The organism is Pseudomonas sp. IPO3774 (assembly GCF_013386835.1).
GTDB lineage: Bacteria > Pseudomonadota > Gammaproteobacteria > Pseudomonadales > Pseudomonadaceae > Aquipseudomonas.
In genome coordinates, this window is record NZ_JACAQY010000002.1 from 104,796 (window position 1) to 127,647 (window position 22,852).

General features: G+C 61.7%; 23 protein-coding genes. 12 read left to right on the forward strand and 11 right to left on the reverse strand.

Going from position 1 to position 22,852, the window contains the following annotated elements:
- Positions 1–131 precede the first annotated feature (131 nt).
- A complete protein-coding gene (locus HYE77_RS00930) occupies positions 132–1,754 on the reverse strand; it encodes an MFS transporter (RefSeq protein WP_003211608.1) in 1,623 nt (540 codons plus the stop codon).
- 158 nt (positions 1,755–1,912) lie between these two features.
- Complete coding sequence (locus HYE77_RS00935; protein ID WP_177068265.1) at positions 1,913–3,556, reverse strand: GMC family oxidoreductase; 1,644 nt, start codon at positions 3,554–3,556, stop codon at positions 1,913–1,915.
- Positions 3,557–3,685: 129 nt separating this feature from the next.
- On the opposite strand from HYE77_RS00935, the gene HYE77_RS00940 reads away from it, so the two are divergent.
- Positions 3,686–4,576: a LysR family transcriptional regulator gene (locus HYE77_RS00940; RefSeq protein ID WP_003211603.1), complete on the forward strand. Its 891-nt coding sequence runs from the start codon at positions 3,686–3,688 to the stop codon at positions 4,574–4,576.
- Here the strand turns inward: HYE77_RS00940 and HYE77_RS00945 are convergent.
- The 4 genes from HYE77_RS00945 to HYE77_RS00960 all read right to left on the reverse strand — a co-directional run bounded on the left by HYE77_RS00945 (position 4,573) and on the right by HYE77_RS00960 (position 9,646).
- Complete coding sequence (locus HYE77_RS00945) at positions 4,573–6,432, reverse strand: DUF3857 domain-containing transglutaminase family protein (RefSeq protein ID WP_177068266.1); 1,860 nt, start codon at positions 6,430–6,432, stop codon at positions 4,573–4,575. The genes HYE77_RS00940 and HYE77_RS00945 overlap by 4 nt on opposite strands.
- A gap of 150 nt (positions 6,433–6,582) precedes the next feature.
- On the reverse strand, positions 6,583–7,680 hold the full coding sequence (locus tag HYE77_RS00950; RefSeq protein ID WP_177040013.1) for a DNA alkylation repair protein: 1,098 nt from the start codon (positions 7,678–7,680) through the stop codon (positions 6,583–6,585).
- Positions 7,681–7,730: 50 nt separating this feature from the next.
- A complete protein-coding gene (locus HYE77_RS00955) occupies positions 7,731–9,077 on the reverse strand; it encodes a glutamine synthetase family protein (RefSeq protein ID WP_177068267.1) in 1,347 nt (448 codons plus the stop codon).
- Between the two features lie 11 nt (positions 9,078–9,088).
- Positions 9,089–9,646: a helix-turn-helix domain-containing protein gene (locus HYE77_RS00960; protein WP_003211595.1), complete on the reverse strand. Its 558-nt coding sequence runs from the start codon at positions 9,644–9,646 to the stop codon at positions 9,089–9,091.
- A gap of 66 nt (positions 9,647–9,712) precedes the next feature.
- On the opposite strand from HYE77_RS00960, the gene HYE77_RS00965 reads away from it, so the two are divergent.
- Positions 9,713–10,096 carry a DUF4440 domain-containing protein gene (locus HYE77_RS00965; RefSeq protein WP_003211593.1) on the forward strand — a complete coding sequence of 128 codons (384 nt, stop codon included), beginning with the start codon at positions 9,713–9,715 and terminating at the stop codon, positions 10,094–10,096.
- A gap of 11 nt (positions 10,097–10,107) precedes the next feature.
- Here the strand turns inward: HYE77_RS00965 and HYE77_RS00970 are convergent, their stop codons facing one another.
- Entirely contained in the window at positions 10,108–10,458 is a 351-nt protein-coding gene (locus HYE77_RS00970; protein WP_008435873.1) for a LemA family protein, read from the reverse strand.
- A 160-nt stretch (positions 10,459–10,618) separates the two neighbouring features.
- Here HYE77_RS00970 and HYE77_RS00975 point away from each other — a divergent pair, with 160 nt between their 5' ends.
- On the forward strand, positions 10,619–10,927 hold the full coding sequence (locus tag HYE77_RS00975; RefSeq protein ID WP_003211589.1) for an RcnB family protein: 309 nt from the start codon (positions 10,619–10,621) through the stop codon (positions 10,925–10,927).
- Between the two features lie 153 nt (positions 10,928–11,080).
- Positions 11,081–12,274 carry an MFS transporter gene (locus HYE77_RS00980; protein WP_177068268.1) on the forward strand — a complete coding sequence of 398 codons (1,194 nt, stop codon included), beginning with the start codon at positions 11,081–11,083 and terminating at the stop codon, positions 12,272–12,274.
- Positions 12,275–12,370: 96 nt separating this feature from the next.
- On the opposite strand, the gene HYE77_RS00985 is transcribed toward HYE77_RS00980, so the two are convergent.
- The 3 genes from HYE77_RS00985 to HYE77_RS00995 all read right to left on the reverse strand — a co-directional run bounded on the left by HYE77_RS00985 (position 12,371) and on the right by HYE77_RS00995 (position 14,532).
- Positions 12,371–12,640 carry a DUF1652 domain-containing protein gene (locus tag HYE77_RS00985; RefSeq protein ID WP_003211585.1) on the reverse strand — a complete coding sequence of 90 codons (270 nt, stop codon included), beginning with the start codon at positions 12,638–12,640 and terminating at the stop codon, positions 12,371–12,373.
- An 11-nt stretch (positions 12,641–12,651) separates the two neighbouring features.
- A complete protein-coding gene (locus HYE77_RS00990; RefSeq protein ID WP_003211583.1) occupies positions 12,652–12,903 on the reverse strand; it encodes a CsbD family protein in 252 nt (83 codons plus the stop codon).
- A 132-nt stretch (positions 12,904–13,035) separates the two neighbouring features.
- Positions 13,036–14,532 (reverse strand): PAS domain S-box protein, encoded by a 1,497-nt coding sequence (locus HYE77_RS00995; RefSeq protein ID WP_087694084.1) that lies wholly within the window; start codon positions 14,530–14,532, stop codon positions 13,036–13,038.
- 175 nt (positions 14,533–14,707) lie between these two features.
- On the opposite strand from HYE77_RS00995, the gene HYE77_RS01000 reads away from it, so the two are divergent.
- The 8 genes from HYE77_RS01000 to HYE77_RS01035 all read left to right on the forward strand — a co-directional run bounded on the left by HYE77_RS01000 (position 14,708) and on the right by HYE77_RS01035 (position 21,639).
- Entirely contained in the window at positions 14,708–15,676 is a 969-nt protein-coding gene (locus HYE77_RS01000; protein ID WP_177009748.1) for a hypothetical protein, read from the forward strand.
- 194 nt (positions 15,677–15,870) lie between these two features.
- Positions 15,871–16,674 carry an AraC family transcriptional regulator gene (locus HYE77_RS01005; protein WP_003211578.1) on the forward strand — a complete coding sequence of 268 codons (804 nt, stop codon included), beginning with the start codon at positions 15,871–15,873 and terminating at the stop codon, positions 16,672–16,674.
- A 133-nt stretch (positions 16,675–16,807) separates the two neighbouring features.
- Entirely contained in the window at positions 16,808–17,626 is an 819-nt protein-coding gene (locus HYE77_RS01010; RefSeq protein ID WP_177068269.1) for an ABC transporter ATP-binding protein, read from the forward strand.
- The gene (locus HYE77_RS01015) at positions 17,623–18,387 is read left to right on the forward strand and encodes an ABC transporter permease (protein WP_008435867.1); all 765 of its coding nucleotides are present in this window, start codon (positions 17,623–17,625) and stop codon (positions 18,385–18,387) included. Before HYE77_RS01010 ends, HYE77_RS01015 begins: the two co-directional genes overlap by 4 nt.
- Before the next feature lie 25 nt (positions 18,388–18,412).
- A complete protein-coding gene (locus HYE77_RS01020; RefSeq protein ID WP_177068270.1) occupies positions 18,413–19,453 on the forward strand; it encodes an ABC transporter substrate-binding protein in 1,041 nt (346 codons plus the stop codon).
- Positions 19,450–20,334: a PhzF family phenazine biosynthesis protein gene (locus HYE77_RS01025; protein ID WP_003211571.1), complete on the forward strand. Its 885-nt coding sequence runs from the start codon at positions 19,450–19,452 to the stop codon at positions 20,332–20,334. The genes HYE77_RS01020 and HYE77_RS01025 overlap by 4 nt, the downstream gene beginning before the upstream one ends.
- Complete coding sequence (locus HYE77_RS01030; protein WP_102604868.1) at positions 20,331–20,786, forward strand: RidA family protein; 456 nt, start codon at positions 20,331–20,333, stop codon at positions 20,784–20,786. The genes HYE77_RS01025 and HYE77_RS01030 overlap by 4 nt, the downstream gene beginning before the upstream one ends.
- A gap of 232 nt (positions 20,787–21,018) precedes the next feature.
- A complete protein-coding gene (locus tag HYE77_RS01035) occupies positions 21,019–21,639 on the forward strand; it encodes a hypothetical protein (RefSeq protein WP_023658938.1) in 621 nt (206 codons plus the stop codon).
- Positions 21,640–21,678: 39 nt separating this feature from the next.
- Here the strand turns inward: HYE77_RS01035 and HYE77_RS01040 are convergent, their stop codons facing one another.
- Positions 21,679–22,842: a hypothetical protein gene (locus tag HYE77_RS01040; RefSeq protein WP_177068271.1), complete on the reverse strand. Its 1,164-nt coding sequence runs from the start codon at positions 22,840–22,842 to the stop codon at positions 21,679–21,681.
- Between the last annotated feature and the right edge of the window lie 10 nt (positions 22,843–22,852).

Below are 22,852 nucleotides of genomic sequence, written 5' to 3' on the forward strand. Positions count from 1 at the left end.
GCTAAACCCAATGTGGGAGCGGGCTTGCTCGCGAATGCGGTGTATCAGTCAACCTATCCGGCGACTGACCCCCCGCTTTCGCGAGCAAGCCCGCTCCCACACTGAAACTCCAGCGCCGGCCGGATCGACGTTTAGTTATTGTCGATATCGACGTTCTTGGTTTCTTTCAGGCAAATCAGCCCCACGATCAGGCTCACCCCGGTAATGACCACCGGGTACCACAGCCCATAGAAAATATCCCCGGTGTACACCACCAGCGCAAACGACACCGTCGGCAGGAACCCACCAAACCAGCCATTCCCGATGTGGTATGGCAGCGACAGCGAGGTGTAGCGGATGCGTGTCGGGAACAGCTCCACCATCAGCGCTGCCAGCGGGCCGTAGCACATGGCGGCGATCAGGATCAGCGCGACGATCAGCACCACCACCATGGTTTTGTTGACCTGGGCCACATCAGCCGATTGCGGATAACCCGCCAGGGTCACCGCGCCTTTCAGGGCGGCTTCGTCGTAACCGTCGATACGCACATCACCCACGCTCACCTGCACCGCGCTGCCCGCCGGGGCGGCCGCGCTTTCGTACGGCAGGCCCTGTTTCACCAGGAAGGTCTTGACCTTGTCGCAGGGGCTGTCAAAACGCGCCTTGCCCACCGGGTCGAACTGGAAGGTGCAGGTGGCCGGGTCTGCCAATACGGTGATCGGCGACTGGCGGCTGGCGTGGTCCATCGCCGGGTTGGTGTAGTGCGCCAGGCCCTTGAAGATCGGGAAGTACAGTGCGGTGGCCAGCAGCAGGCCGACCATCAACACCGGCTTGCGCCCCAGCTTGTCCGAAAGCCAGCCGAAGAAGATGAAGAACGGTGCACCAATCACCACGCTGATGATCAGCAGCATGTTGGCCAGTGCCGGATCCATCTTCAAAAACTGTGTGAGGAAGAACAGCACATAAAACTGCGCGGCATAGAACGTCACTGCCTGGCCGGCGTTGATGCTGAACAGCGCAATCAGCACGATCTTGAGGTTTTCCCATTTGCCGAACGACTCGCGGATCGGCGCCTTGCTGGCCTTGCCTTCCTCTTTCATTTTCAGGAACGCCGGCGACTCGTGCAGGCTCAGGCGGATCCAGGTGGAGATGCCCAACAGCACGATCGACAGCAGGAACGGCAGGCGCCAGCCCCACACTTCGAATTGGTCGCCGGTGAAGTAACGGCACGCCAGCACCACCAGCAGCGACAGCAACAGGCCGAGGGTCGCGGTGGATTGAATCCAGCTGGTGTGGAAGCCGCGTTTGCCCGCCGGGGCGTGCTCGGCCACATAGGTGGCTGCGCCGCCGTACTCGCCGCCCAGCGCCAGGCCCTGGAGCATGCGCAGCGCGACTAGGATGATCGGTGCGGCAATGCCGATGCTCGAATAGGTCGGCAGCAGGCCGACGCAGAAAGTCGCCAGGCCCATCAGGATGATGGTGGCGAGGAAGGTGTACTTGCGCCCGATCATGTCACCCAGCCGACCGAACACCAGCGCGCCGAACGGGCGCACCACAAAGCCGGCGGCGAAGGCCATCAGGGCAAAGATAAACGCCGTGGTGTCGTTGACCCCGGCAAAGAACTGCTTGCTGATCACCGCCGCGAGGGCGCCGTAGAGGAAGAAGTCATACCACTCGAACACCGTCCCGAGGGAGGAGGCGAAGATGACTTTCTGTGTGTCGTTGCTGTCTCGCGCCTTGGTGGCGGAGCCCAGGGGTTGAGCGTGTTCTGACATTTGGGTAGCCCTCACAGTGATTATTTATTGTTGTTCCACTGTCGGCGCCACATCGGCGCCGCTATTCCCCTGTAGGCGCCCGGCTTGCCGGCGATGGCGCTCTCAAGCTGTGCACAACACTTGAAAACGCCATCGCCGGCAAGCCGGGCTCCCGCAGGTCAAGCCGGTAAGGTCAGTTCTTTCTCCGGGGCGAGGCTCCTTGTGTTCGGCGAAAGGATAAGCTGCGCGGCTTTTTCCGCGATCATCAGCGTCGGTGAGCAGGTGTTGCCTGAAGTGATGCGGGGCATGACCGACGCGTCGGCAATGCGCAGGCCGGGAACCCCGTGCACTCGCAGTTGGGCGTCGACCACCGCGTCCTTGTCGCTGCCCATGCGGCAGGTGCCCACTGGATGGAAAATCGTGGTGCCAATGCGGGCGGCGGCTTCCTGCAGTTGTTCGTCCGTCTGCAGTTCTGCGCCGGGCAGGTACTCCACCGGGTTGAATTGCTTCAGGGCCGGCGCCGAGACGATGCGTCGGGTCAGGCGAATGGCGTCGGCGGCCACCCGCAGGTCTTCCGGATGGCTGAGGTAGTTGGGGCGGATCAGCGGTGCGTCTGCCGGGTTGGCCGAGCGAATGTCGATGCGGCCACGGCTTTGCGGGCGCAAGTCGCACACCGAAGCGGTGAAGGCCGGGAACCCGTGCAGTGGTTCGCCAAAGCGCTCCAGGGACAGCGGTTGCACGTGGTATTCGAGGTTGGCCGACGTCTGCTCCGGCCCGGAGCGGGCAAACGCGCCAAGCTGGCTGGGGGCCATGGACAACGGGCCGCTGCGGTCGTACAGGTAGCGCAGGCCCATGCCCATCTTGCCCCACACGGTGCCGGCGATCTGGTTCAGGGTGCGGGCGTTTTCCAGCTTGTAGATCAGGCGCAGTTGCAGGTGATCCTGCAGGTTGCCGCCCACGCCGGGTAACTCGTGCAGCACATCGATGCCCAAAGGCTTGAGCACGCTGGAGGGGCCGATACCGGAGCGTTGCAGGATGCCGGGCGAACCGACGGAGCCGGCGCACAGGATGATTTCCTTGCGCGCCCGCCACGTGACTGGCTGGCCATTCTGGCGAGCAACCACCGCCGCCGCACGGCCGTTCTCCAGGAGTACGCGGTCGACTTCAACCTCGGTCATCACCGTCAGGTTGGGCCGCTGGCGGATCGGTTTGAGAAACGCCTTGGCCGCATTCCAGCGCACGCCGGATTTCTGATTGACCTGGAAATAGCCACAGCCTTCGTTGTCGCCCTGGTTGAAGTCGCTGATGCTGTCGATACCGCTTTGCTGCGCCGCCTCACGAAACGCATCGAGGATCGGCCAGTGCAGGCGCTGTTGCTCAACCCGCCATTCACCGCCGTCACTGTGAAATTGCGAGGCACCGGCAAAATGGTTTTCGCTCTGCTTGAACAGCGGCAGCACATCCTTCCAGGCCCAGCCGGGATTGTCCTCGGCCCAGCCGTCGTAATCCCGGGCCTGGCCGCGCATGTAGATCATGCCGTTGATGGACGAGCACCCGCCCAGCACCTTGCCGCGCGGGTAGCTCAGCGCACGGCCTTGCAGGCCTTCCTGGGCTTCGGTCTTGAAGCACCAGTCGGTGCGCGGGTTGCCGATGCAGAACAGGTAGCCGACGGGAATATGGATCCAGGGGTAGTTATCGCGACCGCCTGCTTCAAGCAGCAACACGCGATGGGCAGGGTTGGCAGACAGTCGATTGGCCAGCAGGCAGCCCGCCGGGCCGGCGCCTACCACCACGTAATCGTATTCAGCAGCTGCAGAATGCATCTGTGACCTCGCTTGTTTTTCTTATTGGTCCCATCCTAGTTGTTAGTTTTCGTCTTAAAAATGTTAGTTTTTACCCAGCTGCTGTGCGTTTTTAGACAACGCTGCTGTTCAAGGGAAGAAGGGGAAGGCATGTTCGACTGGAATGATCTGCGGTTCTTTCTTGAGTTACAGCGTAGCGGACGCTTGCTCACGGCGGCGCAACGCCTGAAAACCACCCACGCCACCGTGGCCCGGCACATCGAGGCCATCGAGAAAAGCCTGGGCACTGCGCTGTTCGTGCAGCACGCCCAGGGTTACGAACTCACGCCCTCCGGCGAAGCCCTGCTCAAACATGCCGAAGCCATGGAAAACGTGGCGCTGCTGGCCGAAGAAGAACTGACTCATTCCGCCGCGCCCCTGGGCAAGATCCGCCTGGGGGTGGCCGAGGGTTTGGGCGTGATGTTCCTGGCCAGTCGCATGGGCGGCCTGTTCGAACGCTACCCGGGCCTGGAAGTGGAACTGCTGGCAGTGCCACGGTTTGTCAGCATCCTCAACCGCGAAGCGGAAATCAGCATCCACCTCGAACGCCCCAGCGTCGACCAACTGGTGACCCGCAAACTCACCGACTACCGCCTGGCGCTCTACGCCAGCCGCAGCTACCTGGACCGCACACCGCCGATTGAAAAACGCGAGGACCTGGCGGTGCACGCCTGGATCGATTACGTCGACGATTTACTGTTCAGCCAGGAACTGAAATTCCTCAGCAGTTTCTGCCGCAACCCCAAAGTGGTGTTCCACAGCACCAGCGTGATCGCCCAGCACCAGGCGGCGCGCTCGGGGTTGGGAATTGCCGTATTGCCGTGCTTCATGGCGGCGAGCGACCCGGACCTGGTGCCGCTGCTGCCGGCGGAGAGCATCCAGCGCAGCTATTGGATCAGTTCCCGGCGCGAGTTGCACAAGTCGGTAAGGTTGCGGGTGTTGTGGGATTACCTGGTGGAACTCTGCGCGCGGGAGCAAGGGGTTTTGCTGGGGGAGGGTTAGAGCTTCACCACCTGATGCACCTGCTCACCACAGGCACGGATCTCCTTGATCATTTTTTCAAACGGCGCGCTGACAATTTCATCGTGGGTCAGCCAGCGTATTTTCTGCGTCAGGACGTAGTGATAACGCCAGTCGCCCTTGACGCGCTCACCCGTCAGGTCCAGGTCGTACCACGGCGAGCGTACCTGGCAAGCCTTGATGTCCTTGTCGATCTGCCCACCCGACAGTGTGATGGTGTAATCCAGCGTCTCGGGGTTGCCTATGTACAAGTCGGCCAGTTGCCCATTGCGGCGGTAGTTGAGCAGACCGTCCCATTTCTCTTGCAGCAAGGCATCGTTGTAGACGTGGTCGTTGCCCAGCGGTTCCAGGGGCCGCATGTCCGTCAGGGTGGCGCTGACCTTGTAGCTGGCCGGGATCAAGAAGGCGGTGGCGGGGCGCTCGACCTGGCAGTCGGTGATCTGTTTGCCGAAGTTGTCGCAGATGTTCTGGTCGCTGGCGGTGGCGCCTTGCTGGCGGTCGGCGACGCTCAGTTGCATCAGCGGCATGCCGCGAAAATCAACGGTGGCCGAGACCCGGGCGGTGCCCTGGGCGTCGAAGCGCTCCTGTTTGTCGAGGATCAACGTGGGGGCGGCGGGTTGCAGCGGGATGTGTTCTTCACGTACCTGGCCCTCGGCGTTGGTCACCAGCACCCAGCGGTCCTGGATGTCGGGCAGGGTCTGGCCGGGGGCGAAGATCGGGTTGGTCGGGTCCAGCCACCACACCTGGCCATCGACTTCGGCGCGGACGATGGCGTGGTTCGGTGCGCCGGTGCCGGGAATCAGCAGCGGGTTAACCACATCGCCACGGCTGACCCAGGCGGGCTCGGCCTTGATTCCGCTGGCCTTGAGCATGGCCGCCAGCAGCGTCGAAAGGTCTTTGCAGTCGCCGTAGCCGTGCTGTTCGATCTCCGCCAGGCTGAAGGGTACATAGCCGCGATCCGAGGCGCGCCAGTCGCCCAGGTAACGGTAGTGGTCGTTGATGTGCTGCATCAGGCCGGCCACCTGTTGTGCCGGTGGCAAGCCGCGAACGGCGGCCACGGCGGCGGCGCCCTGGGGCGGCAGCTTGGCGCCGAGGATCTGGTTGTAGCGTTCGGCAAAGCCGCCGAAGTACTGCTGGCGATCCAGGGAGCTGCCGACTTCGATACGCGGGGCGTGGCGTATGTAGGCGTTGGCGGATTCGTTGATATAGCTGAGGTAGGTCGGGGCCTTTTGCACCACGTCCAGGGTCTTGCGATTGGCTGATGGCGTAATGCTGAAATCCTCCATCAATTCGCTGCGCCACTCGATCGGCCGCTCGGCGGTGAAGCGTGCCTTGAAGTGGTCGCGCCGTGCGGCGTTGGGGCCGAACTGCAAGGCGTAGTAGAACTCGGTCATCAGCGGTTTGGCCGGGTGATGTTCGCGCACCGTGTAGCGGATTTGCGTGCCGACCCGCAGGTTGGGAAACGCCAGCGAGGTCTGTTTTTCCCGGGAGAAACCCTGGTCCGGGTTGGGGGCGGTGCGGGTGTCGATTTGCGTCGGGTCCAGGGGCACAGGTTTGCCGCCGGGCTGGGTGGACTCGGCCTTGATCAGTTCGAAGCCGTCTTCTTCCTGGTAGCTGAAGTCGATCCGCGAGAGCATTTCGCGGCCGCTTGGCTTGAGGATGGTGTAGTGAAAGCGGGTAGTGCAGTCGACGCTGGCGTCGCGGTTGAAGTGGCAATGCAGCTCGGTGTCGCTGGACAGCGGGGCTTCGGCCATTGGTTGCAGGGCGGCAAACGCGCTGTGGCTGGCAAGCCCCCAACTGATGCAGATCAGGGGACGGTAAAACGAAAAACGGAGCATGGGCGCCTCAGGTGGAACATTGACACAAGTACCCTAGGGGTACCGAGAAGGCGCCGGATGATAATGGATCGCAACACGAATGCCTAGCATTGTCCGACAATTAATTTCGCTGTAAGGCCCGATCTAGAGCCTTCGTTAATGTTTTAAGGATTATTTTTCGAGTTGAAACTCGACGCTGCCCAGCCGCTCACCGTTCACCAGCACGTGAACCGCATGCTTGCCGGGATAGTGCTTGCGCGTGGTCAATTCACGGATATGTTGGCCACGGCTGATGGCGTGATGTTCTCCGGCACCCAGGGTAAATGCCTTGAGCTTGAACACCTTGGACGCGCTGTGACCGGCGCTTTTCACATAGTCGATGGCGTAGTCGACCACCAGCTTTTGCGACGAATCGGCAGTGGACTCCAGGCTGAAGGACAGGTTGATCCGCTCCCCCAACTTGATCGCCGCCGGCTCGACCTTGAGTTGATGGATCTTCACTTCGGCCCTGGCCCCGGCGCCCATGATCGTCAGCGCCCGGGTGTTGCCTTGCTTGATCAGGCTGCGCAGCGCGTGGCGGGCGATCCACGCGGTGTGGGGGTTATCCAGGGACCAGCCTTCGATCAGGCCCAGCACCCAATCCGGATGGTCCTTGGTGATGTCGTTGAGGTGGTTGGCCACCGACTTGCGCACGTAGAGGCTGCTGTCGGCCTTGAGATTGTCGAGGATCGAAGCGCACAGGTTCGGGTCGGCCTGCACCTCGGCCAGGCGAAACGACCATGGCAGCCGTGGCCGTGAACCTTCGCTGGCGAGGCGTCGCACGTGTTCGTTGTCATCCAGCGACCATTGCTGCATTACGGCCAGGGTGCGCTTGAAATCCCTCAGCAGGAAATGCCGCACGGCAAACTCGGCGGAGCCGAAGGTGGTGAAGTACTTGAGGGCAGCCATGGAACGCTTGAAATCATCGCCGCCGTAGCTGGCAACGTAGTGGGGCAGGAACAGGCTGACAAAGGCGCTGTTCAGCCGAGGGGCCAGGGCATACAGCAACTTCAGGGTTTGCGGATAATCCAGCGGGATCACAGCGTTCAGGCTTTCACTGACCCGCGCCATGCGCTGCATCACCGACAGGTCTGCCAACCCGGCCTTGGCGTGTTTGAGAAAACCCTTGGCGTCGAACGCCGGGTACACCGCGGTCATTTCGCTGGCGATGTGTTGCAGGCGTTCGGCGTTGAAGATTTCCTTCAGGGCCGGGGCGCTTTGGTCGGTCATGGGCAAATCCGCGGTTAGCCAGAGATGCCCACGAGGCTAACCATCAGTGCCTAGAGATACCAGCGATATTCCCGCGCATGAATTTCCTGCTGGAATGCCAGGTGGTCCTGGCGTTTGTTTTCGCAATACACGTCGACAAACTCCGCGCCCAGGCCTTCGCGCAACGTCGGCTGATGCTGCATGGCGCGCACCGCCTCCAGCATTTCCAGGGGGAAGTCCGCGCCGCTGTTGCGGTCTTCGTTCAGCGGGGCGATGGGCTCCTTCGCTGCTTCAAGACCATGCTCAAGCCCCACCAGAATCGCCGCCAATACCAGATACGGGTTGGCATCGGCACTCGCCAGGCGATGTTCGATGCGCAGGTTGCGCGGGTCGGATTCAGGGATTCGCACGCACGCGTCACGGTCTTCAAAGCCCCAGCACGCGCGGGTTGCCGCGTTGACCGTGCCACCAAGGCGGCGGAAGGCGTTGTGGTTGGGCGAGAAGATCGGCATGCAGTGCGGCAGCAGTTCCAGGCAACCCGCCACTGCGTGGCGCAACGGTTGCTGCTGGTGGGCCGCCAGCAGGTTATTGCCCGCCGCATCGTACAGGCTGACGTGCACATGCATGCCGCTGCCGGGGTGTTGCAGGTAAGGCTTGGCCATGAAGCTGGCGCGATAGCCGTGCTTGAGGGCCACGCCACGGGTGCTGCGGCAGAACAGGGCGGCCCAGTCGGCGGCGCGCAGGCCGTCTTCCAGGTGGCCGAAATTGATTTCGAACTGGCCGGGGCCGAGTTCGGCGGTGATCACCGTGATGTCGATGCTCTGGGCCTTGGCCGTCTCGACCATATCGTCCAACACCGGCGCAAAGCGTGACAGGCGCTCGATGTGCAAGTTGGGCTGGTCGTCCGCGTCATCACTCAGCGGGTCGCGGGCAAATTGCGGCAGGCCGTCGCTGAGCTTTTTGTCGAACAGGTAGAACTCCAGCTCGAACGCGACCACCGGGTGAATGCCTTTGCGCTGCAGGCGTTCCAGCACCTTGACCAGTACTTCCCGGGGTTCGAATTCGATGGGCGCTTCGGTGCCGTCGGAGGTAATCAACATCTGCCCCAGCGGCTGCGCCTCCCAGCTCACCGGCTTGAGGGTGCCGGGCACCAGGCGGCGGTTGGCGTCCGGGTCGCCGTCGTGGAAGCAATAGTCGCCGATCTTGAACAGACCGCCCTGGGCACCCAGCAGCACCGCGTTCTGCGGCAGTTTCAACGGGCTGCCGGCGGCGACCTTTTCCAGCATCTCCACCGGGTAGCGCTTGCCGTAGAAATGCCCGGGAATGTCCAGGGCAATCAGGTCGACGTAGCGCACATCGGGATGGTTCTGGCGAAAGGTCCGGACTTCGGCCAAAAGCGTGGAAGCATGGCTTTTCACGGGTGTTGCTCCTAGTTATAGACCCACAGCACGCGGGCTGGCAGGTCGGTCAGGTTGCCGTAGCGGCAGTGGGCAAAACTGGCCAGGTGGAAGCTGTCGCCGGGGCCCAGGGTGACCGAGTCCGGCTCGCCCTCGACCCACAGCGTCAACTCGCCCTCCAGCACGTAACCGGCCTGTTCGGCACGGTCGCTCATGGTTTGTTCGCCGCTGTTGGCACCGGGGGCCAGCAGGCTGTCGAGGATCGAGAACGCGCCGTGCATGCTCGGCGACACCAGGATGTCGGTGATGCCATTGGCGTAATACACCGTGCGCCGTTCGTTGGGGCGGGTGACCCAGTCCACCGCCTTGGGTTTGGACAGGCTGTAGAAATAGGTGGTGGGCACACCGAGGGCGTGGCTGATGGCCGTGAGGTCGGCCACGGTCGGGCGCGACAGGCCGCGTTCAACCTGGGACAGGAAACCCACGGAACGCTCGATCTTTTGCGCCAGTTGCGCCAGGGTGAGCTTCTTGTGTTTGCGCAGGTCGTGGATCAGGATCGCCAGGGCGTCGAGTTCTTCTTGCTTGTCCATGGGCGCTTCGTGAAATTCTTATCAGGAAATTTCATGAAAAATTACAGGATTAATTTCACGAGGGCAATGGGTATGGAGTTGGCAGAGCATTTACGCCGCCTGGAACAGGAGCTGCACCAATGCACCACCCGTGCAGATGCGGCGCGGTTGTCGGTGCTGCTGGCGGATGATTTCGTCGAATTTGGTGCCAGCGGCAATGTGTGGGGCAGCAAGGCCGAGGTGATCGAAGGGCTGCAGGATGAGGTGTTTTCAGTCCGTAGCATCAGTGACTTTGCAATGAAGGTGCTGGCCGAAGGCGTGGCGTTGGTGACGTATCGCTGCCAGCGCGCGGCGACGGATGCAAATGCGGCGGGGGAGTCGTTGCGCAGTTCGGTGTGGCGCGAAAGCGGCGGGCAGTGGCAGATGGTGTTTCATCAGGGCACGCCGACACGTCAGCGTGCACCTGTGTAAGCGCCGGCAGGTCAGACCGTACGCTTGGCCTCGAACCCCGACAGGCTGACATCATCACGATGCCCGAGCAGCTCGGCCACCACCGAGGTCGGCGACTTGTGCTTGTAGGTGTTGTAGTTGTTGACCGAGTCGTGGAAGAGCTGGCGGGTGAACGCGACACGGCTTTCCAGGCTGGCGATTTCTGCGGTGGGTGACGAGGCATTTTGCGCCGCCGCCAATTGTTGTTCGGCCTCCTTGAATTGGCCGAAGGCTTTTTTGCAGCGATCGAGCAGGGCCACCAGTTCCCTGTAGGTGCCGAACACGTAGAGCGCGAGCAAGGTGACAACGGTCACGAAAATGATGATGACGTGGGTACCAGTCATTGGAATTCCTGAGCGGCTGGAAAAAAGAACCAATCTTATCTGATTAATCGCCGGCCCGGTCGCTGGCCGTCCATCCATCTGCCGCTTCCATCACGGCGCTGAATGATTCCACGCCGCTGCGGTCGGAATCTTTACGCGTCATTCATTGAAGGAAGTGCCCATGAAGTCCAAATCCCTTGTTGCCTGCCTGCTGGTTGCCGCGAGCCTGTCCGCCGCGAGTCTCACCGTCCAGGCCGCGGATACCCCGCAAAAAACCGTGCAGCCTTCGAATATCAATACCCGCGACCTCAAGACGGGAGACCGCGCGCCAGACATTCTGATGCGTAAGGAGTCGGCCATTGCCGACTGGAAGAAACGTGGCCTGAAGCAGCCGGAAGAAGACAGCCAGTGGGCTCGAGTGAACGACAAGTACGTATTGCTCAAAACCACCAACGGCACGATTCTCGACATCACGCCCGTTAAAAAATAAAGCGTTCGGCGGGATGGGTGATCACGCCTCATCCCGCTGCATTTGATTTTTGCATAAATGCATAAACCAGCATTTTTTTCTTCTTGTTTTGCGTTAAGGTACGTCCGCTGCGGGCCGCAATGGTCCCTTTACCTTGACCGGAATGAGAGCAGGATGCTTGCCACAATAAGAAATTACCCACGTACCGTGAACCTGTTGTTGTCGGCCACGCTGATCCTCACCCTGGCCAAGGCCATCACCTTTCCGTACCTGGTGATCTACCTCACCAACCACTTTGCCCTCGACATCAGCCAGGTCGGCCTGGTGATCGGCAGCTCGTTGATCGTCGGCTCGCTGCTGAGTGTCTACGGCGGTTTCCTGGTAGACCGCATCGACAGCTATAGGTTATTGCTCAGCTTGAGTGTGGTGTTTGCCCTGGGGTTTGTCGGCACGGTGCTGGCCCGGGAAATCTGGTCGTTCTACAGTTGCCTGATCCTGATCAACCTGGCGTACGCGGTGATCGACATCGCGATCAAGTCCGGGTTTGCCAGCCTGTTGCCGGAAGATGAGCGCAGCGAAGCGTTTTCCATCAAGTACACCCTGACCAATATCGGCTATGCCGTAGGGCCGTTTTTTGGCGCGATGGTGGCCAAGCTCGATATCAGCTTGCCGTTTATCCTGTCGGCGGTCCTGGGCTTCGGTTTTTTCCTGCTGTACTGGCGTTGGGGCGACCGCACGCTGGCCACGGTAGACACCACGCAAAAGCCGGTGTCGTTCCTCGCGGTGGGGCGTGTATTGCTGCGGGATCACCGACTGGTGTGCTTCACCGTCGGCGGCCTGCTCAGTGCCGTGGTGTTCGGCCAGTTCACCGCGTACCTGTCGCAGTACCTGGTGACCACCACTACCGCCGAATACACCTACACCATCATCAGCGCGGTACTCACCACCAACGCGGTGTTGGTGATTGCCCTGCAATACGCGATTGGCCGGCGCATTTCCCACCGTTACCTGAGCCAGTGGCTGATCTTCGGCCTGGGCATGTTCATGCTGGGGGTGATTGGCTTTGCCCTGGCGAGCAACGTGTGGTGGTGGATCCTGGCGATGGCGATTTTCACCGTGGGCGAAATCGTGGTGTTTCCGGCCGAGTACATGTTCATCGACCGCATCGCCCCGGACAACCTGCGGGGCATGTACTACGGGGCGCAAAACCTCTCCAACCTCGGCGCTGCGTTGGGGCCGGTGCTGTGCGGGCTGGTGCTGGCCAACCTGCCGGCCCACTACATGTTCTACATGTTGGCAGCGTTCATTGTCGGGGGAGGGGTGTTCTATTTTATCGGGGCGTCGTTGAAAGCCCGCGACATACTGTAGGAGCACGCTTGCTCGTGAAGGTCGTTAACGATAACGCGAACGCGCCACGCCTGAATGAACGCGGTGCCTGGGCGTTTTTCGCGAGCAAGCCCGCTCCTACAAAGGGCGCAGCGGCAGGTCATCCAGCCTGAGTTTACCGACGGTGTTGCTCTGCAATTCGTACCGCAACTCGTCGACCATCTTTTCCACTTCCTGCGGGGTCTGCAGCTTGTTGACGCTGATCCCGGTGACCACCAAATCCACCCGGCCGCTTTCGGCGTCGAAGACCTTGAGCGTCAACGACGCGTCACGGCACAGGGTGAATTCGCAGGTCAGGGGCGACAGGGCCTCTTCGATGCAGTTGCGCAGTTGGGAGAGCGTAAACATCAGGGTTCTCCTCAGCGACGACGCAGCAACAGGCCCAGCAGCAGGCCGACACCGGCGACGATCGCAACCGTTGCCAGGGGTTTTTGCTTGGCGAAATCGCCGACGGTGTCCAGCGCGTCACCGTAGGTTTGCTGCAACTGGCCAGCGGCCTGGCGAGCTACACCCTCGGCCTGGAGACGTTCGTCACCGGTCAGATCACCCAGAAAACCTTGAGCCTTGCCGGCCACTTTTTCGACGGCGCCTTTGACTTGTTCGCTTTTCATGATGGATTCCTTAAAGGGCATGACATCTCAACGGCACAGGACCCGAAGCCCTGTGCCCACCCTTCAAGGTTAAGCAGTGCACCCCCGTGCAATAAGGCGAATTTGCACCGGTCGCACTAGTGCATTTGCACTCTATTTCGGCTTTTTAACCCGCAACTCACCGGCAAACAGCCCGCGCTCACGGGCCCACACGATGGCTGCACTACGGCTATGCACCCCCAGTTTGGAGTACACCGTGGCCACATGGTTACGCACGGTGTTGGGTGCCAGTTTCAGGCGCGAAGCGATTTCCTTGTCGGCCAGGCCTTCGCAAATCAACCCCAGTACGTCGCGCTCGCGGGCGGTCAGGTCGGTAAAGGAAATGTTCGGTACATTGGGGCTGTTGACGCTCTTGGCGTTGGCCAGTTTTTCAATCAGCGTCTGGCTGAACCATGAGGCGTCCTGCATCACTTCCTCGATCGCGGCCACCAGTTCCAGCTCGGAGCGCTTGCGTTCGGTGATGTTCATCAGCACCAGCAGGTAGCAGGGCACATCCTGGATACTGACGGTGTCGGCAGACAGCACACAGTCGATCAGCTCATTGCCTTTCTTGCGAATCTTCAGGTCGAGGCCGTCGAGGTTGCCGGCTTTTTCCAGGGTGGTGAACAGTTGCGTGCAGGCCTGGGGGCTGTCGATAAAGTCGATGTCTTCGATGGATTTGCCGATCAGTTCTTCACTGGTATAGCCGGTGATGGTCATGAAGGCTTCGTTGATATCCACCACCTGGCGGTTGGCGGCGTTGCACACCAGGGTCGGCACCGGCGTCAGGCGGAACGACTTGGCGAAGCGTTCCTCGCTCTGACGCAGGGCGGTTTCGGCCTTGCGGCGAGGCTCCAGGTCGGTGAAGGAAAACAGCATGCAGTCTTCCTCATTCATGTCCAGCGGCTGGCCGGCCACGATCACCAGTTTGCTGCCGCCTTCGGGCAGTTTCAGTTCGGCTTGCATCTGTGGAATGGTCGCGCCTTCGCCCAGGCGCTTGACGGCCAGGTCCTTGTTTTCGGCCTGTTCCAGCACGTCCAGTTCATACACCGAGTGGCCGATCACCTGGTCGCGGTTGTAGCCGGTCATCTCCAGGAAGCCCTGGTTGACCTTGATGTAGCGCAGGTCGCTCAGGCGGCAAATCACCGCCGGCGCCGGGTTGGCATTGAAGGTCTTTTCGAAGCGCTGTTCGGCGCTGGCCCATTCGGTGGCGTCGCTCAGGATCAACACCAGCAATTCCGGCTCGCCCGACGCGTCGTCGAGCACCAGGCTGCGCAGGCGATGCACCCAGACTTTTTCCTCGTCGCCGGTGGGGGTGACTTCCACCACCACATCGCTGAACTCTTCACCGTCTGCCACCCGGCTCAGAGGATAATTCTCCAGCACCAACGGGTGGTTGTTGCGATACCGCAAGGCAAAGCGCGCGGCGTATTCCTTGGTGTTGGCACCCAGGTCTTCGACTTTATCCACGCCATGCATCTGCAGCGCGGCTTCATTGGCCCAGAGGATGGTCTGGTCGGCCTCGGCGAGGATCACCCCATCGGACAAGCCGGAGATGATCTGCTGCAGTTGGCGGCGGTTGGTTTCTTTGGCGAGGACGGCCTGGCTCATGGTTTCTCCTGGGGTAAGTCGCATGGGAAGTACGACACCTGAGGCTCAGGATAGTGCAGAGAAAGTGCCCGGCGCGGGGTGCGAATGCACCAGTGCGCCTAGTGCAATTGTGTCGAGACCGCAGGGCAGGTGCCTCGCCAAACTGGCCACCTACCCACTGTTCAAAGGATTTAACATGACCACTGTCTATGAAACCAACCGTTCGCTGTTTCGTGTGTCCTGGGGCTCGGTATTGGCCGGTAGTGCAATTGCCCTGGTGACCTATCTGGTATTGAGCGTACTTGGCACCGCGATTGGCGCCAGCGCGGTAGACCCGATGGCCGCGGGTAACCCGCTGAGCGGTTTCGGCACCGGTGCCGGGATCTGGCTGTTTGTCTCGACGCTGCTGGCAATCGGTGCCGGTGCATTCGTGGCCGGGCGCACCGCGCCGGATCGCGGCGGCCTGCACGGCGTGCTGAGCTGGACCATCACCACCTTGCTCACCACCTGGCTGCTGGCCGCGCTGGCCACCAGCGTTGTGGGAGCGGCGGGCAATGTCGTCGGCAAGGGCCTGTCGGCTGCCGGCAGCGGGATCGCCGCCGTGGCGCCGGGTATCAGCGACAGCGTCAAGCAGCAACTGAATGAGCAGGGCATCAAGCTGGACTGGAACAGCCTGCAAGGTCAGCTCGACACACTGCTCAAGCAGAGCGGCAAACCTGAACTGGACCCGGCCAACGTTGAGCAAAAAGCCGATCAGGCGGCTGCGGACGGCAAGCAGTCGGCCAACGATGCCGCGACCAACCCAGCCCAGGCTGGTGATGAATTGAAGCAGTGGTTCGAGCGGGTCAAGGCTTCCGGTGAGCCGGCGTTGAACGCGGCGGACAAGCAGGCACTGGTCAATATTGTTGCGGCCCGTACCGGCAAGAGCCAGGCTGAGGCCACCCAGATTGTCGACAACTACGCCCAGGCCTACCAGCAGGCCGTGCAGAAGGTCGACGAACTGAAGCAACAGGCTGAACAGAAAGCCCGTGAAGCCGGTGAAGTCGCGGCCAAGCAACTGTCCCGTGCTGCGTGGAGCACCTTGTTGATGTTGCTGCTGGGCGCAGCGTTGAGCTTCGGTGTGGGTCGCCTGGCGATTTCCACCCGTCGTGTACCGTTGGCCTGATCATGACCTGAGGTGATCTATGTGGCGAGGGAGCTTGCTCCCGCTGGGCTGCGAAGCGGCCCCAAAAAAGAGGGGCGCGCTACGCACTGGAGCGCCAGCCCGGTCCAGCGGGAGCAAGCTCCCTCGCCACAATGCTTCGCTGGCACCAAATATGCTAGTGTCAGCACTCCAACATCCATTGGCAGTGCCTGGCGATGCGCGACATCTACAGCGTCTTCAACTCCAACGGCGCCTATGAAACCGGGGCCCATGCCCACGACGAATTCATGCTGATGGTGCCCGAGCACGGCCTGTTGCGTTTCAAGGATGAGGAAAGCGGGCGTACCACCTCGGTGATCGACCGCCAGTTCGTACTGGTGCCGCCGCAATCCAGCCATTCCTCCTCGTCACTCACCGCCAGCCAGGGCCACGTGGCGTTCTACGTCGACCCCGACTACATGCACTACGCCTTGCGTGACCTGTCCGGTGATGCCAACCGCTTGCTGCGCGTGCCCACCCTGGGCATCTGGCAAACCTCCGCGCCGTTGCACCATCTGCTCCTGGCAAAAAAAGCCTTCAGCCAACCCGACCTGTACATCGACCGCCGCCGCCAGGTGGCCCAGGCCGATCACTTGCTGCTGCTCGAATGCCTGGCGATTTCCCTCAGCCAGCCGAGCCTGCAACGCTCATCTACCGAGCGCCACGGCGCCATGCTGGTGCGTGACGTCAAGGCGTACGTGGAAGGCAACCTCGAACATGCGCCGGGGCTGGATGAAATCGCCGAGACGTTTCACATGTCGCGCCGCCATCTGACCCGGCTGTTCGCGCTGCACACCGGCGAGACGGTGCTGGCGTACGTCCAGCGCCTGCGCCTGGAGCGCGCGCAGACGTTGTTGCGGCACACCCGCATGTCGGTGCTGGAGATCGCCAATAACGTCGGCTATGAGTCACCGTCACACCTGGCCCATGTGTTTCGCCGGGTGCTGGGCGTGTCGCCGGATGAGTGGCGCCGCGGCTGATACCGCCTCAACTTTTTTGATGTCCCGATCCCGCGCATGATCCGGCCCGATCCCGTGCGCCGCAAATCCGTCATCCGTTCATCCTCACCCCGTCAACAACAAACAAGTCCGGCCTACCGGACGAGGAGGGGCGGTGAGTGCAAAACCCTTTATCAGCTTCGCAGGGGTGCAAAAAAGCTTCAAAGTCGAGGGCCGCCAGTTTGTGGCCGTACGCAACGTATCGCTTGAAGTTCAGCGGGGCGAAATCATCACCCTGGTCGGCCCTTCGGGGTGCGGCAAGTCCACCTTGCTCAACATGACCGCCGGGCTCTTCGGCCCCACGAAGGGCCAGGTGCATTACGACGGCGCCGAGGTCAAGGGCGTCAACACCCGTGTCGGCTACATGACCCAGGCCGACCACTTGCTGCCGTGGCGCACCGTGGCCGGCAACATCGCCGTGCCGCTGCAAATCCGCCGCATGCCCAAGTCTCAAATCGACAGCCGCGTCGAGGAGCTGATGGCGCTGGTGGGCCTCACCGGTTTTGGCGAAAGCTACCCCAACCAGCTTTCCGGCGGCATGCGCAAACGCGCGGCCATGGCGCGCTTGATGGCCAGCGACCCGGAAACCCTGCTGATGGACGAACCCTTCGGCGCCCTTGATGCGCAGATGCGCCTGACCCTGCAGACCGAACTCTTGCGCCTGTGCCGCAAGCTCAACAAGACCGTGCTGTTCGTCACCCACGATGTCGATGAAGCCATCGCGCTGGCGGACCGCTGCGTGGTGTTCGCCGGTCGCCCGGGCACCATCGACCATGTGCTCGATATTCCCTTGGGCGGTGAACGCAACCTGGTGCAATTGCGCTCCGACCCACGCTACGTGGAACTCTGCGCCGCCCTCTGGAAACGCCTGGCGCCCGACGTCGCCGGTGCTGCCGATCCCGCCTCATTGGCTCACTCGCTGGAGGTCGTATGATCCAGGTCTATCGCTTGCTGTTCCTGATTTTCCTGCTGGTGTTCTGGGAGTGTGTGTCCCGCTGGTTCGGCGTGGAATTTTTCATCAGCCGGCCTTCGGCGGTGGCGCAAAGCCTGTGGAAAATCCTCATGAACGGGGTGTTCTTCTATCACGCCGGCATCACCACCCTGGAAGCCGTGCTGGGCTTCTTCTTCGGCTCCCTCGCAGGCTTGATCGCCGGTTTGGTGCTGGGCCGCGCCAAGCTGCTGGCGGATATTCTCGACCCGTTCCTGACCGCCTTCTACAGTTTGCCGAAAGTCGCGCTGGCGCCGCTGTTCATCCTCTGGTTCGGCATCGGCTTGCCGATGAAAGTCATCCTGACCGCGGCCGTGGTGTTCTTCCTGGTGTTCCTCAACACCTACAGCGGCGTGCGCAACGTGTCCCGCGAGCAACTGACCATCCTGCGCCTGATGGGCGCCAAGGAGCGCGACCTGCTGACCATGGTGGTCATCCCGTCCGCTTTCACCTGGGTATTCACCGGCCTGCGCCTGTCGGTGCCCTATGCGCTGATCGGCGCGCTGGTGGGCGAGATCATCGCCGCCAACCGGGGCCTGGGCTACCTGCTCTCGGATGCAGCCTCGCAGTTCGATACCGCCGGTGTATTTGCCGCACTGGTGGGCATCATCGCCCTCGCGCTGATCCTGAACACGGCGGTGAAGCTGGCAGAACGCAAGTTGATGCCGTGGAAGGCCAACGAAGCGGAACGTGAAGTTGCGGTTTAACCCCTTATTTTTGCGGAGCTTGATCATGCTCAAACCACTGTTCATCGCCAGCGTTTTACTCGCCTCATGCCTGCCCGCCGCGCAGGCCCGGGACCTGACCAAAGTCACCCTGGCGTTCCCCAGCGAAGGCTTCCTCTATGTGCCGATCTACGTCGCGCAGAAGCAAGGCTACTTCGCCGATGAAGGCCTGAATGTGGACGTCATCGTATTCCAGAAAGGCGGCTCGGCAGCACTCACCGCCGTGCTGGGGCGTGATGCGGATGCATACGTCGGCCTGCCCGCCGTCGCGGTGCGCGCCCGCACCAAAGGCCAGAATGTCCAGGCGTTCGCCGCCGTGCAAACCCAGTTCGGCAGCACCGTGGTGATCGACGGTGCCTCGGCGCAAAAGGCCGGCGTGTCGGCCACCTCATCCCTGGCCGCCCGTGCCCAGGCCCTCAAGGGCTTGAAGATCGGCGTCACCGGCCCTGGCAGCACCACCGACATGCTGGTGCGCTACCTGGCCAAGGATGCGGGGCTCAACCCGGACAAAGACTTCACCATCATGCCCATCGGCGGCGCGCCAAACATGCTCGCGGCGTTTTCCCAAGGCAGCATCAACGGCTTCTCGCTGTCGCCACCCACCATCACCACCGCCGAGAAGCAAGGCGGCTTTGTGTTGATGGACCTGGCGAAGGGCGAATACAAACCCCTGGACGGCTTCCTCTTCACTGCGATGATTGCCCGTGAAGACTGGCTGGCCAGCAACAAGGTCACGGCCGAAAAAATGGTCCGCGCCCTGTGGCGTGCCGAACACCTGATTGCCAGCGACCCGGACAAGGCCCGCGAGTCGGTGCGCCCGTATTTCGCCAACACCGACGCCGCCATTTTCAATGCTGCCTGGACCGCTTCGCTGCCGTCCTACCCGGCCACGCCGCGCATCGAGAAAGACGGCGTTGAGAAAAACATCCGCTTCATGAGCGCTGTGGAGAGCGACCCGGTCGAACTCGACCCGCAGCAGGTCTACACCAACTCCATCGTCGACGCCGTGGCGCCGACTGTTTCCACCCTTCAGGGAGAGGCGAAATGACGCCCGAGGTTCACCTGGTCAATGTTTTTCCCGCCACCGCCCGTGGCGGCAACCCCGCGCCAACCGTGGCCGTCGCCGATGGCATGAGCGATGCCGACATGCAGCAAGTCGCCCGCGACTATGGCCATGAGTGCGGCTTCGTGTTCGCCGCACCGGTTGGCAGCGAGTTCGATTTTGCCTTGCGCTTCTGGGTGCCCAACCACGAGATGGAAATGTGCGGCCACGCCACCGTGGGAGCGGTGTGGCTGCTGGATCGGTTGGGCATGCTGCACAAGGACCGCCTGACGTTATCGACCCTGAGCGGTCCGGTGGATGCGCGGATCACCGCTGCGGGCACCCCGGATATCCAGGTGGAAATCAGCCAGCCCAAGGGCCAGGTCGAGGCGTTGAACGATGCCGAAGTCGAGGCCGAGATTCTGTCGGTGCTCGGCATCACTTCCAACGAACTGGCACCGCTGCCGATCCAGAACGCTTGCACCAGCCGGGTGAAAACCCTGATCGCGCTGAAAAGCGTGGCGGTACTGGATAGCCTGAAACCGGATTACCGGCGGATGCAGCAACTGTGCGAGCGCATCGGCTCCACCGGTTTGTACCCCTATGCGCCATCGGATCTGGACGGGCGACAGTTTGATGCGCGGCAGTTTCCCAAGTCCTCGGGTTACCCGGAAGACGCCGCCACCGGCATCGCGGCTGCCGCGTTGGCGTTTGGCTTGTTGGAGAATGGCTTGGTGACGGCAGATGATCGCCCGGTGCACATCCGCCAGGGCCGGGCCATGGGCCGACCTTCGCAAATCTCCCTGCGGTTTCGCCGGGATGCAGCGGGGCAGGTGCAAGGCTGCTGGCTGGGTGGGCATGTGGAATTTGTCGAGGAACCGGCATGAGCGTGCGCGAAAAACTGCAAGCCCTCGGGCTGGAATTACCCGAGGCGCCGAGCCCCAAGGGAGACTACGTGCCAGTGACGATTCATGGAGGCGTGGCGTATGTCAGCGGGCAGGTTTGTCGGCAGGGTGACAGCGTGATTACCGGGCCGGTGACGGATCAGACCTCTACGGAGTTGGTCAACGAAGCAGGGCAGACCTGTGTGCTGCGGGCCTTGAGCGTGCTGGACCAGGCGGTAGGGCTGGAGAACGTCGAGCGCATCCTGTTCGTTCGCGGGTTTGTGTTTGGCGGGGAAGGTTTCCAGGGCTTCTCCAAGGTTGTCGACGGCGCCTCGCAACTGTTGATTGAGCTGTTTGGCGAGCACGGCCGGCATGCGCGTTCGGCGGTGGGCGTGGCGGGATTACCCAGCAACGGCCTGCTGGAACTGGAACTGACGGCGGTCGTCACTGCCTGAGCCACCCACCAAAATGTGGCGAGGGAGCTTGCTCCCGCTGGGCTGCGTAGCAGCCCCAAAACCGATGATCGCAGTGCCTCGGGCATACCGCGTCAACCGGTCCGGGAGCGCTTCGCGCTCCAGCGGGAGCAAGCTCCCTCGCCACAGGATTCGTGTTGCTTTCACCTCTGCAGGAACCCCGGCGAACGAGTAAACTGCCCGCCTTTTATTCTCACGACGAGACGGTGAGCTTTTGAACGCAGGAAAAACCGCAGGGCTGTTGCTGCTCACCGCCTTATTGGCGGGATGCGGCACCTCGCCACCCCGCACCCCCAACGACATCTGCGGCATCTTCCGCGAAAAAGACGATTGGTACGACGCCGCCAAGGTGACCCAGGCGCGCTGGGGCGTGCCGATCCAGGTGCCGTTCGCGATCATGTATCAGGAATCGGGCTTCCGGCAGGACGCCAAGACCCCACGCAAGTACCTGCTGTGGATCATCCCCTGGGGTCGTGTGTCTACGGCCTCCGGCTACGCCCAGGCCAAGGACGAAGTGTGGAGCGACTACCAGAAAAGCACCGGACGCTACGGCGCCAGCCGGCAGGACTTTGACGACGCCATCGACTTTGTCGGCTGGTACATGGACAAGACCTACACCATCAACGGCGTATACAAATACGATGCCTACGGCCAGTACCTGAATTACCACGAAGGTTGGGGCGGTTACCGGCAGCGTACCTACGCGAGCAAAGCCTGGCTGATGCCGGTGGCGGGGAAGGTGCAGGCGCGTTCGCAGATGTATGCGGCGCAATATGCGGGCTGCAAGAATGATCTGGGGCGTGGGTTCTGGAGTCGGTTCTGGCATTGGCTTTAAGTGCTCGGGCAGTCCTTTGCCCGGCGTAGGAGAGCGGAGCTAAACGGCTAACCATCCCACCAATGGCACTACCGCCAACGTGCTCAGCGCCATTGAGATTACGTTGCCGATATAAGGATGAAAGTGCGGTGGTAACCGTCCTGCAATCGCGCAGGCCAGTGGCGGCGCCATCAGCGCGCCGAGCAACGCACTGGACCCCATCACCATCCAGCTGCCGCCATGGGTCAATACGGCTGCCGGGACTACCGATACCAGCGGGACATACGTGGGATACCAGCCTCGTTTTATCCACTGATGTCGCCAGATCACCACGCCAAGCGCTGATGTCAGCGCTTGCGCGCCGATCAGGTGCAGTATCAGGCCGGATCCATAGGCCGGGCTCATCGGGTTCAGCGCGTAAGCCAGTAACACACCCGCCAGCAAGCCAAGGCTGGCCAGCTCATTGCCGAAGAACGGCGCTTCGGAAAAGTCAGCCAATACCCTCCGCACGCTCCACACCACACCATAAGTCGGTGGCTTCAGCGGGGCGGGCCTTTGCGGCGCTGTGTAATCGCTTCGTACCAGGACCGGCACGTGACGGCACAATACAAAGGCAATCACACTGCCAACCGCCATCCCGAGCACATTTCCGATCACCACCGGCAAGCCCAACGGTATGCAGACGTAATTAACGATCAACAAACACATCGGCGTGACCAGTAAACCTCCCAGTACGGCGCCGTTGAGCGTCACTTTCCAGCCACCTCCGAACATCAGCACCATTGCCGCCGGCAGTGAAACAAACGCTGCAAACGTCGGTTGCCAAGTGTCAGCGGTCACCGTCCAGCCCCATAACGCGTTGCTTAGCAGCAAGCCGAGTAAGGAGCTGGTTATCAGCCACGGCCACAGCCCTGTGCCGTACGAGATAGCAAAGCCCTGCCAGGACTTGCCCGTGCGGCTGGCCCACCACGCCAGATACGCACCGCCCAGCAGGCCCAGTGACGCCAGTTCGTGTTTGTAGAACGCGACCTCGCTGATATCCCCCAACACCCAGCGCAGCCACGAACTGGGATGTGGAAGGCTGGTCACCATATCGGCATATCCCGGCCAAGGGTAAATAAGGGCTATCCATAGGATCAGCAAAGCAATGGCAAGACCCAGAACTATGACGGTGTTATCGGCCCGGGAGCGCCCTGCACGCGGCTTTTCAAAGAGGCTTTCCATGATGCACCCT

What these genes read in the sequence shown, in the direction of transcription:
- HYE77_RS00930 (WP_003211608.1), bottom strand. Translation starts at nt 1,754, where the DNA reads ATGTCAGAACACGCTCAACCCCTGGGCTCCGCCACCAAGGCGCGAGAC.
- HYE77_RS00935 (WP_177068265.1), bottom strand. Translation starts at nt 3,556, where the DNA reads ATGCATTCTGCAGCTGCTGAATACGATTACGTGGTGGTAGGCGCCGGC.
- HYE77_RS00940 (WP_003211603.1), top strand. Translation starts at nt 3,686, where the DNA reads ATGTTCGACTGGAATGATCTGCGGTTCTTTCTTGAGTTACAGCGTAGC.
- HYE77_RS00945 (WP_177068266.1), bottom strand. Translation starts at nt 6,432, where the DNA reads ATGCTCCGTTTTTCGTTTTACCGTCCCCTGATCTGCATCAGTTGGGGG.
- HYE77_RS00950 (WP_177040013.1), bottom strand. Translation starts at nt 7,680, where the DNA reads ATGACCGACCAAAGCGCCCCGGCCCTGAAGGAAATCTTCAACGCCGAA.
- HYE77_RS00960 (WP_003211595.1), bottom strand. Translation starts at nt 9,646, where the DNA reads ATGGACAAGCAAGAAGAACTCGACGCCCTGGCGATCCTGATCCACGAC.
- HYE77_RS00965 (WP_003211593.1), top strand. Translation starts at nt 9,713, where the DNA reads ATGGGTATGGAGTTGGCAGAGCATTTACGCCGCCTGGAACAGGAGCTG.
- HYE77_RS00970 (WP_008435873.1), bottom strand. Translation starts at nt 10,458, where the DNA reads ATGACTGGTACCCACGTCATCATCATTTTCGTGACCGTTGTCACCTTG.
- HYE77_RS00975 (WP_003211589.1), top strand. Translation starts at nt 10,619, where the DNA reads ATGAAGTCCAAATCCCTTGTTGCCTGCCTGCTGGTTGCCGCGAGCCTG.
- HYE77_RS00980 (WP_177068268.1), top strand. Translation starts at nt 11,081, where the DNA reads ATGCTTGCCACAATAAGAAATTACCCACGTACCGTGAACCTGTTGTTG.
- HYE77_RS00985 (WP_003211585.1), bottom strand. Translation starts at nt 12,640, where the DNA reads ATGTTTACGCTCTCCCAACTGCGCAACTGCATCGAAGAGGCCCTGTCG.
- HYE77_RS00990 (WP_003211583.1), bottom strand. Translation starts at nt 12,903, where the DNA reads ATGAAAAGCGAACAAGTCAAAGGCGCCGTCGAAAAAGTGGCCGGCAAG.
- HYE77_RS00995 (WP_087694084.1), bottom strand. Translation starts at nt 14,532, where the DNA reads ATGAGCCAGGCCGTCCTCGCCAAAGAAACCAACCGCCGCCAACTGCAG.
- HYE77_RS01000 (WP_177009748.1), top strand. Translation starts at nt 14,708, where the DNA reads ATGACCACTGTCTATGAAACCAACCGTTCGCTGTTTCGTGTGTCCTGG.
- HYE77_RS01005 (WP_003211578.1), top strand. Translation starts at nt 15,871, where the DNA reads ATGCGCGACATCTACAGCGTCTTCAACTCCAACGGCGCCTATGAAACC.
- HYE77_RS01015 (WP_008435867.1), top strand. Translation starts at nt 17,623, where the DNA reads ATGATCCAGGTCTATCGCTTGCTGTTCCTGATTTTCCTGCTGGTGTTC.
- HYE77_RS01020 (WP_177068270.1), top strand. Translation starts at nt 18,413, where the DNA reads ATGCTCAAACCACTGTTCATCGCCAGCGTTTTACTCGCCTCATGCCTG.
- HYE77_RS01025 (WP_003211571.1), top strand. Translation starts at nt 19,450, where the DNA reads ATGACGCCCGAGGTTCACCTGGTCAATGTTTTTCCCGCCACCGCCCGT.
- HYE77_RS01030 (WP_102604868.1), top strand. Translation starts at nt 20,331, where the DNA reads ATGAGCGTGCGCGAAAAACTGCAAGCCCTCGGGCTGGAATTACCCGAG.
- HYE77_RS01040 (WP_177068271.1), bottom strand. Translation starts at nt 22,842, where the DNA reads ATGGAAAGCCTCTTTGAAAAGCCGCGTGCAGGGCGCTCCCGGGCCGAT.